Source organism: Novosphingobium sediminicola, assembly GCF_014196525.1.
In the GTDB taxonomy this organism is placed as follows: Bacteria; Pseudomonadota; Alphaproteobacteria; order Sphingomonadales; family Sphingomonadaceae; genus Novosphingobium; species Novosphingobium sediminicola.
Window position 1 is genome coordinate 88679 of record NZ_JACIDX010000015.1, and the last position, 15292, is coordinate 103970.

Genomic DNA, 15292 nt, shown 5'->3' on the forward strand with positions numbered 1-15292 from the left:
TTACCCCGCCGCTCCGCTTCATTCACGCAAACCCGGCCAGCGGCATCTTGCGCAGGCGTTTGCCCACCAGCCGCGACACCGCATTGGCCACCGCAGGCGGCACAGCAGGCAGGCCCGGTTCGCCAATCCCGCCCATCGGCGCGCCGCTTTCCACGATCCGCACATGCACGCGCGGCATCCGGTCGGGCGTCAGGATCGGATAGCCGTCGAAATTGCGCGCCGCGCGCAGGCCATCCTTATAGACGGCCTCCTCGATCAACACTTCAGACAGGCCCAGCGCCACGGCGGAATTGACCTGCGCCTCGATGATCGCGGGGTTGACGATGCTGCCCGGATCAATCGCCTGCCAGACATCGTGGACCTTGATCTGGCCATCAGCGATGGAAACCTCGGCAATCGCGGCGGTTTCGGTGCCAAAGGGCGACGCCATGGCGATGCCGCGCGCGCGCTTGCTGCCATCAGGCGCGGTGAACGGCCCGGCCTTCCAGCCGCCCGACAGATCGACCGCCGCCTTGATCAGATTGGTCAGCCGCACATTGCCCTCCAGCAGTTTCAGGCGCAGCGCATAGGGGTCCTGCCCGCCCTTGTCGGCCATTTCGTCAAGGAACGTCTCATAGAAGAAGTCGTTCATCGAATTACCGACCGAGCGCCAATAGGCCAGCGTGGTCGGGCTTTTGACGAAAACCTGCGCGATACGCTTGGCGGGCAGCGCATATTTCTTACCCGTCAGCCCCTCCAGAGCGGCGTCGTCCAGCTTGGCCGCGCGCTTGTCGGCAATGCCCTCGGTCGGCCCTTCGGTAACGCTGATCGCCTCGATGGCAATCGGCATCCCCTTGGCGTCCAGCGCCCCGCGAAACCGCACCGCCGCCATCGGGCGCAGTGGATCGCGCAGGAATTCCTCTTCGCGCGTCCAGATCAGCTTGACCGGGCGCCCAACGCGCTTGGCCAGTTCCAGAGCCTGCGGCCAGGGCGTGCCATGGGGATAGATGAAGTGGCGGCCAAAGAACCCACCCAGGAGCGGCGAATGGATATGGATCTTGTCCGGCGCCAGCCCCGATGCCTTGGCGATTTCGGCCAGGAACATTTCGGGCGCCTGATTGGGAAACCACATGTCCAGCGTGCCGTCGGCATTGTACCGCGCCAGCGCCGATGGCGGCTCAAGCTGGGCATGGTTGACGAACTGGCTGTGATAGGTGGCGCTCACCGTGCTGGCGGCCCCGGCGAAACCGGCGGCCATATCGCCTGCGGTTTCGGCAACCTCTTCCTTGCCCTGATAATTGGCGAGGTATTGCGCGAAGGCCTCGGTCGAGAAATCCGCGGGCATCGGGCGATAGGTCTCGCCGGTTGCCTCGGCCCAATCGACCTGCGCGGCCTCCACCGCGCGGCGCGCGTGCCAGAAACGCTCGGCCACAACAGCCACCGCGCCGGGCAGGACATGCACCGAATGCACGCCCTTCATCGCCTTCACCTCAGCCTCATTGCGGATCTTGCCCACTGTCTGACCCAGACGCGGGGCGTGCTGAACCGCAGCGTGCAGCATGCCATCGACCTTCATGTCGATGGAGAATTGCGCCTTGCCGGTCGATTTGGCGCGCACGTCCAAACGCGCCTGACGCTTGCCGATCCAGCGGAAGTCCTTGGGGTCCTTCAGCGCCACATTGGCGGGCGCAGGCATATCCAGCGCGGCGGGCGCCAGTTCGCCATAGGTCATCGCCTTGCCGCTGGCCTTATGGATCACGCGGCCAGGCTGCGTGGTCAATTCACCCGCCGGAACGCCCATCTTCTGCGCGGCGGCCTGCACCAGCATGGCCCGCGCCGTCGCGCCCAATTTGCGCATCGTGGCATAGGAACTGCGCACCGAGAAAGACCCGCCGGTGATCCGCATCTGGCCAAAGACGACCTGATAATCGGGGCCCGGAGGCGCGTTTTCGACCGTAAAGCTGGCCGGATCGGCGTCGAGTTCCTCGCCCACGATCTGCGCCATTGCGGTCCACACGCCCTGCCCGCCCTCGGCAAAGGGGCTTTGGAACAGAATGGTGTTATCGGGCCGGATCGCCAGAAAGGCCGGGACCCGCGTGCCGGGCACCACCTTGGCGGCGGCGCCCTGCGCGCGCGCCGCGCCCATCGGCACGCCAAAGCCCAGCACCAGCGCGCCCACACCAGCGCCCGCAATAAAGCCGCGCCGCGAAACATTGACCGGATCATTCACCGGCGTTTGAAACGGCAGGTTCATGCCTTGGCCTCCAATCCGGCCACATCGCGCACCGCCGCCTTGATGGCATTATACGTGCCGCAGCGGCACAGGTTGACCATCGCGGCCTCGACATCGGCATCGGTGGGCTTGGCGTTCTGCTTCAGCAAGGAGGTCGCCGCCATCACCTGACCCGACTGGCAATAGCCGCATTGGGGCACCTGATGCTTGACCCATGCCTCGACGACCTTGGCGCCCACGGCGTCCTTTTCCATTGCTTCGATCGTGGTCACTTTGCGGCCCGCAACCGCCTCGACCGGCGTGACGCACGACCGCATCACCGAACCGTCGACCAGCACCGAGCAGGCGCCGCATTGCGCCACGCCGCAGCCATATTTGGTGCCCGTCATCCCCAGATCATCGCGCAGGACCCAGAGCAAAGGTGTGTCGCTCTCGGCATCGACTCGGCGTTTTTGGCCGTTGATGGTCAATTCGATCATGGTTTTTCCTGAAATCTCGGCATGTTGAGGGCCTTGGCGGGGGTGCTTGGCCCATCATCGCATGGGCCGACATTAACGACTTGGATCATAGCATTCATCATGAATGTCATTCAACGCGGACTGAGTATAATTTGCCATTCCATCCGTTTGCACGCCCCTTCTCTTTTCCACCCATCCGGCTAAAAAGCGGCCCATGACCGACCAAACGCTGCTCCACCTCGCCAAGGGCGATGCCATTTGCCAGATCGCCCCTGCGCTGGGCGGCTCGATCATGGCGCTTGATTGCGGGGGCGTGCCGGTGCTGCGCCGCGCGGTGGGGAATGATCTGCTCGATACGGCCTGTTTTCCGCTGGTGCCTTTTGCCAATCGGATCGCGCATGGGCATTTTGCCCTGAACGGCACGGATCATGCGATTGCGGTCGATTATCTGGGCGCGCCTCATGCGATCCATGGCAATGGTTGGCGCCGGGCGTGGAGCGTGGAGCAGGCAGGCCCCGATCACGCCACGCTGCGGATGGACGAGGATGCGAACGACTGGCCTTGGCCCTATGCTGCGTGGCAGGCCTTCACGCTAGAGGAGGACGGCCTGTGGGTCGAACTGACCATCGAGAACCGGCATGAGAGCGAGGCGATGCCCGCAGGCTTTGGCCTCCACCCCTATTTCCCGCGTTCGCCCGAAAGCACCGTGACGGCCAGTGCCGAGGTGATGTGGTTCAACGATCCCACCGGCCTTGCCGTTTTGGCGCAGGAATCGGGCCTGTTTTCCGGCGCGCCGGTCGGGATCGAGGCGCTGGAGGGGCTGGACAATTTCTTTGTCGCGCCCGATCCCAGCATCGTGATTGCTGCGCCGGGAATGAGTGTCACCCTATCCGGCCCCGGCGCGGGATTTCACCTCTATTGCCCCGGCGATCATGATTTCTTCTGCGTCGAACCCGTCAGCCATGCGCCCAACAGCTTTGGCCGGGGCGAATGGGGGCCGCAGGACATCCTGCCCGCCGGAGAGCGCCGCAGCCAGCGCTATCACTTTGCCTTTCAGGCTTGAGCAGGCACGACGTCGAAGGCGATATTGAGCCGCTCCCCAGAGGCAGTCGGCACCGTGCCGTGCCAGAGGGTTGAGGGGAACAGCACCAGATGGCCGCGCTGCGGCGCAATCGTGGCATAGGGCGTGAGATCGAGGCCGAGTTCGGGCGGCGGCGCGCCATAGTGGAAATGACCGGCGGGCGCGGGTGCGGTATCCTGCGGCAGGCTGACGTAGAAGGCGCTGCTGATCCAGCCCATCGGGTGCGAATGGGGGATGTTATAGCCCCCGCCCGTCAGGCGCACTGACCAACTGCCGCTGATCCGCAGATGGTCACGCGGGCGCGACAGCAAGGGATGCGCGGGATCGGGCGCGGGCAAAGTCGCGACATAATCCTTCACCGCCGCCATCAATGCCACGCGGGCGCGTTGCAGGATCGGTTCGTGGCGCAGCAGGACCGAGCGGTCGGTCTGCGTACCGCCACGCACCGATTGTTCGGGATAGGGCAATTGCGCGATATGCAGCGCGCGCAGGCATTCGCCCAGCTCATCCAGCTCGCCCTCGCCCAGCCCGACATCCATGCTGCGCACAAAATCGCCATCGAGCCAGTCCCTGCGCGGATCATCCAGCAGGCGCCAGCAGGTCGAGACATAGGGCCATGCCTGCCCGGCCAGCGGCGATCCGGGCGCGGCCTGCGCCAGAGGCAGGGCGATGGACAGCGCGCGCGCCGGATCGCCCGCGCGCAGGGCGGCGCGGATGCGGGCGACCTGAATAAAAGGATCGTCCCAAGCCTCTGTCGAGGCCAGCAGGCGCGCGGTCTCGCCCCCATCCCCGCTCTCATTGGCGATGAACAGGCGCGCCTCGGTCAGGGGTTTGGTCTGGCCCAGATGGCGCTCGGCCTCTTCCAGAATGGCGCGGGCGCGGGGCCAGTCGCGGTGCTGCGCGACGGCGGAAAACCAGCCAAGCCACAGGCCCTGAGCACGCGGATTTGCGCGGGCGGCGGTGGCATAGGAGGCATCGAAATCCTGCGCATCGCCCGCCACCCAGCGCAGCGAGGCCAGCACGCGATGCCCATCCAGCCATTGCGGATTTTGCGCCAGCGCGGCGGTGAGCAGATCGACTGCCGCGCCAATATCGCCCTCGCTGGCCAACGCCATGGCGTGATTGCGCAAGGCGTCGGGATTGTCGGGCCACAGGCGGCAGACCTGCGCAAACAGATCCGCCGCCCGGTGGCCCAATTCATAGCGCGATTGCGCATGGAGAAAGGCGACCAGGCGATCTTCAGGCGCCAGCGCATGGGCCTTGGCAATCGCCTCATCGGCCTCAATCATACGCTGCTGAGCGCGCAGGGCACGGGCCGTATCGCGCCACTGGATCGCCTCTGAATTCACGTCGCCGCGCAATGTTGGGCCAGAACTGCGCCATGCATCGGCATACGCCCCGCCTCGGCCGCCATCGCGCCGCGCAATCTGCCCAGCCAGTCGCCCGCATCCACCCCGCGATAGTCGATCAGCGGGTCGAGGCCCTCAGGGATATTCCCCTGCCCCACATGCACCGCCAGCCATGAAGGCGGTGCAAACAGATCAAGCTCGCGCGCGATCAACCGGCCATGGCGACGGAAATGCTCGATTTTCAGCGCCAGCGTGTCGGGAATATCCATGGCCGATACATAGCGCCACAACTCGCTATCCTGCCGCTGGGTCAGCTTGTAATGCAGGATGATGAAGTCGCGGATGCGCTCCATCTCGCCATGGGCGATGCGGTTGAATTCATCGCGTGTGGCGGGATCGAAATCCTTGTCGGGGAACAGCGCGAGGATCTTGGAAATATTGGCCTGAATCAGGTGAATCGAAGTCGATTCCAGCGGTTCCAGGAAACCCGATGACAGGCCCACCGCGATGACATTCTTGTTCCAGTGCTGACGCCGGCGGCCTGCGGTGAAACGCACATGGCGCGGATCGCCCAAAGCCTCGCCATCAAGGCGCTGGGTCAGCAGATCGGCGGCGCGGTCATCCTCCATAAAGTCGCTGCAATAGACATAGCCATTGCCGATGCGATGTTGCAGCGGAATGCGCCATTGCCAGCCCGCCTCGCGCGCGGTGGAGCGGGTATAGGGTGTGGGATTGGGATCGGCCTTGGGATGGGCGCAAGGCATCGCCACCGCGCGATCGCAGGGCAGCCAGTGCGACCAGTCCTCATAGCCGGTTTTCAGCGCCCCCTCGATCAGCAGCCCGCGAAAGCCCGAGCAGTCGATGAACAGATCGGCCTCAATAACGCGCCCATCCGCCATCGTCACATCGCGCACATAGCCGGTTTCTCCATGCAGGCCGACATCGGCAATCTTGCCCTCCACCCGCGTCACGCCGCGCTTTTCGGCATAGGCGCGCAGGAAGCGGGCATAAAGGCCAGCATCGAAATGATAGGCATATTCAAAAGTGGAGAGCACGCTGCGCTGATCGGGCGAAGGGTGGGAAAAGCGCCCGGCACGCGCGATATGCCACGCCATCGAATAATCATCGAGCGGGGTGTCATCCCCCGCCATCCGCGCTTTCAGCCAATATTGATGCAGCGGCACCATGTCGAAATTGCGCCCATGCGGGCCAAAGGGGTGGAAATAGCGCGTATCCTCGCGCCCCCAACCGACAAATTCAATGCCCAGTTTAAAGCTGCCCTTGGTGGCGGCCATAAACTCGCGCTCGTCAATGCCCAGCGTTTCGTTGAAGATGCGGATGGGCGGGATGGTCGCCTCGCCAACGCCGATGGTGCCGATCTCCTCGCTTTCCACCAGCGTGATCGCGCAATTCTGCTTCAGTGCATTGGCCAGCATCGCCGCCGCCATCCAGCCCGCCGAACCGCCGCCAACCACCAGAATCCTGCGGATTTTCCGATCGGAATCGCCCATCGCCCTCTCCCTTTGCTTTGTTCTAGACCAAAAAGAAGGCGGGCCGGAAGTGTCCTTCCATGCCCGCCCACCTTATTTGCAACCCATTCGGGCGATATCAGAAGCTGAAGCGTGCCGAACCCATGACCGTGCGGCCCACCATGCTGGTGATGTTGATGATCGAGGTGTTGCCCGAGGTGCTGGCAATGCCATTGCCCGGACCCATCGCGGTCAGCGTGTTGAACAGGTTCTGGACATTCACGCCCAGTTGCAGGTTCTTGATCGGGCTGTACTTCACATTGGCGCCGACCACGGCCGCACCGGGATATTCCAGACCATTGTTGTCCACCGTGCTGGTCACGCCGGTCACGTTCGCGCCGATCGAGGCGTTGTCGGTGATCGAGTAATTGGCAGCGAACGTATAGGACAGGTCAGGAATGCCATCCGAACGGACATAGGCAGCGGTGCCCGCGGGCATCTTTTCGGCCTTGTTATACGTCAGGTTGGCGATGAAGTTGAACGGACCACGGCGATAGGTGCCATAGAATTCCGCACCCATCGTGCGATACTTGTTGGCAATAATGCAACCCGTGGCCGAACCGCCGCACTTGGTGGCCGACAGTTCATAGGTGGTGATGTTGAAGTTCGAGCGATAGACCGTCAGTTCGGCCGTATAACGACCGCCCAGCAGGTTGCCGCCGTTCTTCACGCCCACTTCATACTGGTTGACGTAATCGCCCACCGCCGCCGCGCCGCTGGTGCTGTTGAGCGAGCCGTCCTTGTTGAAGTAACCGTTGAAGGTCATGCGGTCGGCATTGAAGCGCGACCCGCGCGAGGCGCGCACGAAGACCGACATGTTCTGCATCGGCTTATACAGGCCGCCGAACGACCACGAGGTCATCTGCTTGCTGTAATTGATCACCTCGGCCGCCGCATCAGGCAGGTAATAGGGGATCGCCGTGGTGACATAGGCGGACTTCACCGGATTATACTGATAAACATTGGCGGTATAGGCATTGCCGGTGCTGATCGAACCGGTGCCCTGGCCATGGTTGAAGTCCTGACGGACCGAACCATCGACCTGCCATGCGCCGCCGTCGAGGTTGAGGCTCAGGTAAGGCGCGTTGTCGGTGAAGGTGTAGTCGTAATTGCGCGCGCAGCACGAACCCCAGTTGTTGCCATAACCGGCAATACCATTGGCCGTCAGCAGGTTGCCCGCCGAGTCATACAGGTCCAGCATCGCCGGATTGTTGCCGCTGACTTCGCTGAAGGTCTTGTTGGTGTGCCAGTCCATCGCAACATTCTGGCTCATGAAGAACCAGCCGGCATAGACATTGGCGCGGATCTTGCCGTTCAGGTCAAACTTGCCCGACAGTTTCAGATCGTTGACGAAGCTGCCCAGATCACGGATACGGGCATAGACGTCGGTGTTGTTGTTGAGCAGCGCGCCGGTGTAAAGCTGACCGGCATTCGGCCCGTTGGCATAGCGAACCTGCGCCACGGTGGCGCTGGTCAATTCGTTGGGCGCGGTGCCGATCACGCTCGAGGTGGGGGCAGCGTTGAAGAAGCCCGAAGAGAAACCGCCGCTGATCGCGCTGTAACGCGCATTGTTGTCCAGCTTGATCTGGGGCGTGAATTCATAATGGAACTGCAGTTGCAGCGTCTTCTGATTGGTGGTGATGCCGTTCAGAGGAGTGGTCTTGCGCGTGCCGTCGACATCGACATAGGCGAAAGAAGCGTTGTTGAGCGAATAGATCGACTGCTTGCGCGTGTCGAAATTGCTGCAAGGCCCAAGGTTGCTGACCTTGCCGCCCCAGCCGCTGCCGCCGGTGATGTTGCCGCAGGCGATGCCGCCGGTGTCATTGGGTTCCTGCGTATCGGCCACCTTGAAGAGCAGGCGCAGATAGCCCTTGCCGTCGCCCAGTTCCTTGGTGATGTTGCCGCGGATCTGATAGGATTTCGACACGTTATAGGACGCATGGCGGGGACCATGGCCGATGTCGACGAAACCGCCCAGGTTGTAATAGAGCGTGTCGTTGATGATGCCGGAATCGCGGAAATTGACCTTGGTGTAGTCAAAGTTCACGCCCTTTTCCAGCTCGACATAGCCGCCCTCGGACTTGCTGGTCTTGCTGAGATAGTTGATCACCGCGCCCGGCGCCTGGCTGGCCATGGTGGCCGCCGTACCGCCGCGCACCGCGTCCACGCTTTCGGTCAGCGCGTCGAACTTGGTGAAATAGTCGTTGTTGCCGAACTGAATGTCGCCATACAGAACCTGCGGCAGGCCATCTTCCTGAAGCTGGACGAAGGTGGCGCCGCCGGTGGCCACGGGCAGACCGCGCACGGCAAAGTTGCCGTTACCGCCGGGGCCCGAAATGTTGGGCTGAAGACCCGGCAGCAGGCGCAGCAGGTCACCTTGCGAGGCGGGGTGGAAATCGGCGATGGTCGAGGCCGAAACCGACGAGATCGAGATCGAACTGTTCAGCTTGGTCTTGTCGCCGGTCGAGGCGGTCACGACGATGGCGTTCAGGCCATCGTCGGCGGCCGGGGCCTGTGCGGCGGGCGCCTGATCGGCGGCGAAAGCGGGAGCCGAAAGGCTGGCGAAACCCAGCGCAGCAAACGACACGCACGACTTGAAAACTGACTTCATGATCAGATCCTCCCCCAAGAGGTATGGAACGCCCCCGGGTTATTCCGGGCAGCTCATAAAAAATCCCTCTAAACCCCAAAACAATCGGTTGCAATAGCTTTTGCAATCGAGTGCAAATGCAATTCTGACTTTTCTTCTCCTGTGACAAATGGGCTACACTACCCGGCCCTCATCACCGGTATGTAGACTCGGATAATCCTTCTACACCCTCGCGCACACCTGTTGAAGTTACGACAAGGCAAGTTGCGGATTACCTGCCAACCCATCAGGATCGGATCTATCCATGCTGCGCGGGGAAACTCTTCCACCACCAATCCGGCACAAGATAGAATGCGCGAATCGCAGACGCAGTAAAACTATGCAAACGATTGTTGCACTTCCTCGCAACTCAGGCTAAGCCAAAAGGACAAGAACGAGTCAGCCCCGCAAAGAGGGTGTCAGGAAAGGAAGCCCATGGCCCACGCCGCCCCCGCCGATCTGGCCGTTGCCCCGGCCCGCACAGACGCACGCAAGCCGCATCTGTCGCTGCTGCGCATTGTTGAAATGAACCTTGGCTTCCTTGGGCTGCAATTCAGCTTTGGCCTGCAACAGGGCAATATGGTGCCGATCTATTCGTGGCTGGGCGCGGACGAGGCGAGCCTGCCGATCCTGCAACTGGCCGGGCCGATGACGGGCCTGTTGATCCAGCCGCTGGTGGGCGCGATGAGCGACCGGACCGACTCGCGTTTTGGCCGTCGGACGCCCTATTTCCTGATCGGCGCGATCCTGTGCAGCCTTGGCCTGTTTCTGATGCCGCATTCCTCCAGCCTGCTGATGGCGGCCAGCCTGCTGTGGCTGCTCGATGCGGGAAATAACACCACAATGGAGCCTTATCGCGCCTATGTCTCCGACCGGCTTAACGCCGATCAGCACGAGATCGGCTTTCTCAGCCAGAGCGCGTTTACCGGCCTTGCGCAATGCATGGCCTTTCTCAGCCCTTCGATCCTGGTCTATTGGTTCGGGGTGGATCGCAATGCGGTGGATGCGCATAATATCCCCACGATCACGCATATTTCGTTCCTGATCGGGGCGGTGCTGTCGATCTGCACAATCCTGTGGTCGGTGCTGCGCGTGCCCGAATTGCCCACCACGCCCGATGAGCGCGAACGCATCGCCGCCACGGAAAAATCGGCGAGCGCGGCCCTGCGTGAGATCGTTCAGGCCATTGTCGAAATGCCCCGCGCGATGCGCCAGATGGCGTGGATGAGCCTGTTCCAATGGTATGGCTTTTCGATCTACTGGTCCTATGCCGCACTTTCCATCGGCCGCTCGGCCTTTGGCACGGCGGACAAAACCAGCGCCCTGTTCCGCGATGCGGTACTGACCACCCAGCAACTGGGGGCCTTCTATAATCTGATCGGCTTTGTCGCGGCCTTTGCCATGGTGCCTCTGGCGCGGCGGTTTGGCGCATCGCGGATGCATATGGTGGCGCTGATGGCCTGCTCGCTCTGCCTGCTGATGCTACCGGGCGTTGGCGCGGGCACGGCCCATGCCCCAGCCATTTTCACCACGCTGGCCATGCCCGAACTGGGCAGCCACCTGTCGCTGATGATTCCGGCGCTGGGCCTCGGCCTTGGCTGGGCCAGCATCATGGGCAACCCCTATGTCATCCTGGCCCGCGCGATCCCGCCCGAAAGGACCGGGGTTTATATGGGCATTTTCAACATGATGATCGTGGTGCCCATGCTTATCAACGGGCTGACCTTCGGCTGGATCTATCGCCACGTGCTGAACGCCGATCCGCGCCATGCGATCAGCTTTGCCGCCCTTCTGCTGTTCTGCGCGGGCCTGACCATGATTCGCGTCCGTGACATTCCTGAGGAAAACCGCCGTGCAGCCTGAATTCGTCACTCTCCATTCGCCCGCCTGCACAGCCATCTGGGAAGCGCGGCCCGATGAAGCACCGCTGTGGCGCTATTGGGGCCCACGCCTGCCCGATGGGGTGGTGCCCCCCGCCCCCCTGCGCGATACGCGGCCCGAGCCCAGCTTCTCGCTGCATTTCGACCAGCCGCTGTCGATCTTTCCCACCATGGGCATGGGCTGGTTCGGGCAAAGCGCCCTGATGGCCAGCCGCGCCGGGCAGGATTGGGCGCAGCAGATCACCGCAACGCGCGCGGAAAAGATCGCCGATGGCGTGATCTTCCATATGGCTGACGATGTGGCGCGGATCAGCGTGGCCATCACCATCCGCCTCAATTCGGCCACCGACACGCTCACGCTCTCCACCACACTGACCAATATGGGCGATGACGTGCTGGAGGTCAGCTTTCTTGCCTCAGGCAATCTGCCCCTGCCCGCCGATTCGGCGCATGTGCGGTCCTATGGCGGGCGGCATAACAGCGAATTTGTCGCCATCGACGATGCGCTGACCCGCAGCCAGTGGCGGCGCGAAAACCGGCGCGGGTTGACCAGCCATGATTGCTTCCCCGGCGCGATCGTTTCCTGCGCGGATGGCGCAGCCTATGGCGCGCAACTGGCGTGGAGCGGCAATCATCTTCAGACCATCGAATGGCTGGACGACGGCCGCCGTCAATGGATCATGGGCGAGGCGCTGGCGCCGGGCGAAATGCGCCTCGCGCCCGGGCAGAGCATGACCACGCCAGAGCTTCTGGCGACATGCAGCGCGGATGGTGCGAATGGTGTGTCATGGGCGTTCCATCGCGCCATCCGGACGCGGATGACATGGCCCGATGGTGTGATGAAACCCCGTCCGGTCCATCTCAACACGTGGGAAGGTTTCTATTTCGACCATGACCTTGATGCGCTGAAAGAGCTGGCCGAGGCCGCCGCGCGCGTGGGGATCGAGCGCTATGTGCTGGATGACGGCTGGTTTAAAGGGCGCGATGATGACACCTCCTCGCTGGGCGACTGGGTGGTCGATGCGCGCAAATATCCCGATGGGCTGATGCCTCTGGCGCGCCATGTGGTCGACTCGGGAATGGAATTCGGCCTTTGGGTCGAACCCGAAATGATCAACCCCGACAGCGACCTTTACCGCGCCCATCCCGACTGGGCGCTGCATATCGGGGGCCGCCCCTTGCTGGGCGCGCGCAATCAGCTCGTGCTGGACATGAGCCTGCCGCAGGTGCGCGACTATCTGTTTGATGCGGTGGCGCAGCATTTGCGCAACCTGCCGATCTCCTATCTCAAATGGGACCACAACCGCGACCTGACCCATGCCGGAAACAGCGCGAAGTTCCGCAGCCAAGTGCTTGGTAGTTATGAATTGATGGCCCGACTGCGCTCGGCCTTCCCCGATGTAGAGATCGAGAGCTGCGCCGGTGGCGGCGGCCGGATCGATGCGGGCGTGATCGCCCATACCCATCGTTTCTGGACCAGCGACTGCATCGACGCGATCAGCCGCGTTTCGATCCAGCGCGGTTTCCTGCAATTCATGCCGCCCGAGGTGATGGGCAGCCATGTCGGCGCCTGCCCCGCCCATTCCACCGGGCGGATGCAGTCGATGCCCTTCCGCGCGGGCGTCGCCCTGCCCGGCCATTTCGGGGTCGAGCTTGATCTGCGCAAACTGACACAGACCGAAACGGACGATCTGGCCGCCACCATCGCGCGTTACAAAGCCCTGCGCAACCGCCTGCACCATGGACGCGTGTGGCAGGGTGAGGCGGGCGACAGCGTGGTCTGGCAGGCGCATGGCGATGAGGATCAACTCCTGCTGATCGTCACCCGCACCGCCCCCACAACGATGCGCCACCAGCCGCATCTGCGCCTCGATATGGTCGACCCGGCGCGGCGCTATCGTCTGATGCGCGATGGCGCGGCGCCGGTCGACATGGACGGCGCTTGGCTGGCCCGGATGGGTCTGCCCCTGCCCCCAATGAAGGGGGAGGAAGTGCTGGTCTATGAATTGGCCGCGCGCTGATCCGACACGTTCGCATAAGAATGCAAACGATTGCCTGTTTACTGAACATCACCTATAAGGCCTGACAAGCCAGACATACCGGGAGAGAATGAAAGTGACGCAGCCCAGCGTTCCCCCCTCGATTTCCACGTGGCGCGCCGATCACATCGGCGCCATCGCGCCATCCGCGCAAAATACCATCCCGTTGATCGATCCGGCCGATGTTCACCCCATCCTGCCCGGCATCGACCTGTGGGATCTCTGGCCGCTGCAGAATGCCGATGGCAGCACGACTCTGTTTAACGGAGCCAGCCTGTGGTTCGTCCTTTGCGCCCCGGCCCTGCCCGATCCCGAGGCGCGCCATGATATCGTGCGCATCCGTTTGATGACCCATGCCGCCGATAGCACCTGGCGCGACCATGGCCACGCCTTGCCCGATGGTTTCAACCCCGGCAGCCGCGAATGGGCGGGCAGCGCCCTTTGGCATCCTGAAGCAGGCGACGTCACGCTGTTCTACACGGTCGCGGGCTATCCGGGCGAGGAAGCGCGCTCCTTTGCCCAGCGCCTGTTTCAGACCACGGGCAAGTTGAACACCGATGACTTTACCATCACTGGATGGAGCGCCCCGCACGAGAATATCATTGCCGACAATGTGCATTACACGCTGGTCAACCAGCGCGAGGGCGCGCCCGGTTTCATCAAGGGTTTCCGCGATCCGGCCCATTTCCGCGATCCCAAGGATGGCGCAACCTATATCGTCTTTACCGGCTCGCTCAAAGCCTCGACCCATGCCTTCAACGGCTGCATCGGCATTGCGCGGGCGACCAATGACGCGCTGACCGAGTGGCAGATCCTGCCGCCGATCCTCAGCGCCGATGGGCTGAACAATGAACAGGAGCGCCCGCTCCTCATCCATCGCGGTGGGCATTATTACCTGTTCTGGTCCACCCAGCGTAAGGTCTTTGCCCCCGATGGCCCCTCCGGCCCCAATGGCGTTTATGGCGCGGTGGCCGATGATGTGCTGGGGCCGTGGCGTCCGCTCAACGGCACCGGCCTTGTCGCAGCCAACCCGGATGACGCTCCGTTCCAGACCTATAGCTGGTGGGTGGACGCCGATCTCGATGTCTGGGGCTTTATCGACTATCCGGCTTGCACGGCGGAAACGAAAGTGGACGATCCGGCATGGCGGCGCGCCCATTTTGGCGGTACGCCTGCGCCCACGTTCCGCATCGCGCTGGATGGCGATCGGGCATGGGTAGATCAGGCTGGGGCAGAGGGGCAATAAGATGGCGCAATATGGCCTGATCGAGGCGGGCGGCACCAAATTCGTAGCAGGGATCGCCGATGAGGAAGGCACGATCTTTGCCCGCCACCGCATCCCCACCACCACGCCGGAGGAAACGCTGGGTGCGACCATCGGCTGGTTTCGGCAGCAGGGCCTCAAGCCCGAGGCCATCGGCATCGCCAGCTTTGGACCTTTGGATCTCAACCGCGCCTCGCCCACATGGGGCCATGTCACCCGCACGCCCAAGCCGCATTGGAGCGGGGCGGACCTGACCGGGCCGTTTGCGCGCGCATTTGGCTGCCGCGTGGGGCTGGAAACGGATGTGAACGGCGCGGCTCTGGCCGAGGCGCGCTGGGGCGCGGGCAAGTCGGCGGGATCGCTGCTTTACCTGACCATCGGCACGGGCGTTGGCGGGGGCTTTGTTTCCGAAGGACGGTTGCTGCACGGGCTGTCGCACCCGGAAATGGGGCATATCCGTATGCCGCGCCATCCGCTCGATCTGGATTTTGCCGGGCATTGCCCGTTTCATGGCGATTGCCTCGAAGGTCTGGCCTGCGGCCCGGCGATCATCGCGCGCTGGGGCGTCTCGCTCTCCGAATTGCCTGAAGGCCATCCGGGGTCTGACATCATCGCATGGTATCTGGCGCAGGCCGCCGTAACGTTTCAGGCGATCATGGACCCGGCCCGCATCGTCATGGGCGGCGGAGTCACGGCCACGCCCGGCCTGCTGGACAAGATCCGCACCATGGCAGCGCAAAGCGGCGCGGGCTATTTCGTTGGCAATCCGGCCGAGGTGATCGTCGCCCCCGCGCTGGGCGACAATTCGGGCCTTTTGGGCGCGCTGGCGGTGGCGTTGGGGATCTGATCCC

10 protein-coding genes are annotated in these 15292 nt (G+C 63.0%); 5 read left to right on the forward strand and 5 right to left on the reverse strand.

Annotation, left to right across the window (positions count from 1 at the left end):
- Window positions 1–22: 22 nt before the first annotated feature.
- Both GGR38_RS18030 and GGR38_RS18035 read right to left on the reverse strand, forming a co-directional pair.
- Window positions 23–2233 carry a xanthine dehydrogenase family protein molybdopterin-binding subunit gene (locus GGR38_RS18030; protein ID WP_183627542.1) on the reverse strand — a complete coding sequence of 737 codons (2211 nt, stop codon included), beginning with the start codon at window positions 2231–2233 and terminating at the stop codon, window positions 23–25.
- On the reverse strand, window positions 2230–2691 hold the full coding sequence (locus GGR38_RS18035) for a (2Fe-2S)-binding protein (protein WP_183627543.1): 462 nt from the start codon (window positions 2689–2691) through the stop codon (window positions 2230–2232). The genes GGR38_RS18030 and GGR38_RS18035 overlap by 4 nt, the downstream gene beginning before the upstream one ends.
- Before the next feature lie 193 nt (window positions 2692–2884).
- Here GGR38_RS18035 and GGR38_RS18040 point away from each other — a divergent pair, with 193 nt between their 5' ends.
- Window positions 2885–3733 carry an aldose 1-epimerase gene (locus GGR38_RS18040; RefSeq protein WP_183627544.1) on the forward strand — a complete coding sequence of 283 codons (849 nt, stop codon included), beginning with the start codon at window positions 2885–2887 and terminating at the stop codon, window positions 3731–3733.
- On the opposite strand, the gene GGR38_RS24575 is transcribed toward GGR38_RS18040, so the two are convergent.
- The 3 genes from GGR38_RS24575 to GGR38_RS18055 form a co-directional block, all read right to left on the reverse strand.
- Window positions 3724–5100, reverse strand: coding sequence for a putative 2OG-Fe(II) oxygenase (locus tag GGR38_RS24575; RefSeq protein ID WP_183627545.1), 1377 nt, complete (start codon window positions 5098–5100; stop codon window positions 3724–3726). The two genes, GGR38_RS18040 and GGR38_RS24575, sit on opposite strands and share 10 nt — an antisense overlap.
- Window positions 5097–6611, reverse strand: coding sequence for a tryptophan halogenase family protein (locus GGR38_RS18050; RefSeq protein WP_183627546.1), 1515 nt, complete (start codon window positions 6609–6611; stop codon window positions 5097–5099). Before GGR38_RS18050 ends, GGR38_RS24575 begins: the two co-directional genes overlap by 4 nt.
- A 97-nt stretch (window positions 6612–6708) precedes the next feature.
- Window positions 6709–9240: a TonB-dependent receptor domain-containing protein gene (locus GGR38_RS18055; RefSeq protein ID WP_183627547.1), complete on the reverse strand. Its 2532-nt coding sequence runs from the start codon at window positions 9238–9240 to the stop codon at window positions 6709–6711.
- Window positions 9241–9693: 453 nt separating this feature from the next.
- Here GGR38_RS18055 and GGR38_RS18060 point away from each other — a divergent pair, with 453 nt between their 5' ends.
- The 4 genes from GGR38_RS18060 to GGR38_RS18075 all read left to right on the forward strand — a co-directional run bounded on the left by GGR38_RS18060 (window position 9694) and on the right by GGR38_RS18075 (window position 15288).
- Window positions 9694–11121, forward strand: coding sequence for an MFS transporter (locus GGR38_RS18060; protein WP_246404926.1), 1428 nt, complete (start codon window positions 9694–9696; stop codon window positions 11119–11121).
- Window positions 11111–13159 (forward strand): alpha-galactosidase, encoded by a 2049-nt coding sequence (locus GGR38_RS18065; RefSeq protein WP_343059161.1) that lies wholly within the window; start codon window positions 11111–11113, stop codon window positions 13157–13159. Before GGR38_RS18060 ends, GGR38_RS18065 begins: the two co-directional genes overlap by 11 nt.
- A 94-nt stretch (window positions 13160–13253) precedes the next feature.
- Window positions 13254–14423: a glycoside hydrolase family 68 protein gene (locus GGR38_RS18070; protein ID WP_343059162.1), complete on the forward strand. Its 1170-nt coding sequence runs from the start codon at window positions 13254–13256 to the stop codon at window positions 14421–14423.
- 1 nt (window position 14424) lies between these two features.
- Entirely contained in the window at window positions 14425–15288 is an 864-nt protein-coding gene (locus GGR38_RS18075) for an ROK family protein (protein ID WP_183627549.1), read from the forward strand.
- The last annotated feature ends 4 nt before the right edge of the window (window positions 15289–15292 follow it).

Coding starts and splice junctions, on each gene's coding strand:
- GGR38_RS18030 (WP_183627542.1), bottom strand. CDS start 2,233: ATGAACCTGCCGTTTCAAACGCCGGTGAATGATCCGGTCAATGTTTCG.
- GGR38_RS18035 (WP_183627543.1), bottom strand. CDS start 2,691: ATGATCGAATTGACCATCAACGGCCAAAAACGCCGAGTCGATGCCGAG.
- GGR38_RS18040 (WP_183627544.1), top strand. CDS start 2,885: ATGACCGACCAAACGCTGCTCCACCTCGCCAAGGGCGATGCCATTTGC.
- GGR38_RS18050 (WP_183627546.1), bottom strand. CDS start 6,611: ATGGGCGATTCCGATCGGAAAATCCGCAGGATTCTGGTGGTTGGCGGC.
- GGR38_RS18055 (WP_183627547.1), bottom strand. CDS start 9,240: ATGAAGTCAGTTTTCAAGTCGTGCGTGTCGTTTGCTGCGCTGGGTTTC.
- GGR38_RS18060 (WP_246404926.1), top strand. CDS start 9,694: ATGGCCCACGCCGCCCCCGCCGATCTGGCCGTTGCCCCGGCCCGCACA.
- GGR38_RS18075 (WP_183627549.1), top strand. CDS start 14,425: ATGGCGCAATATGGCCTGATCGAGGCGGGCGGCACCAAATTCGTAGCA.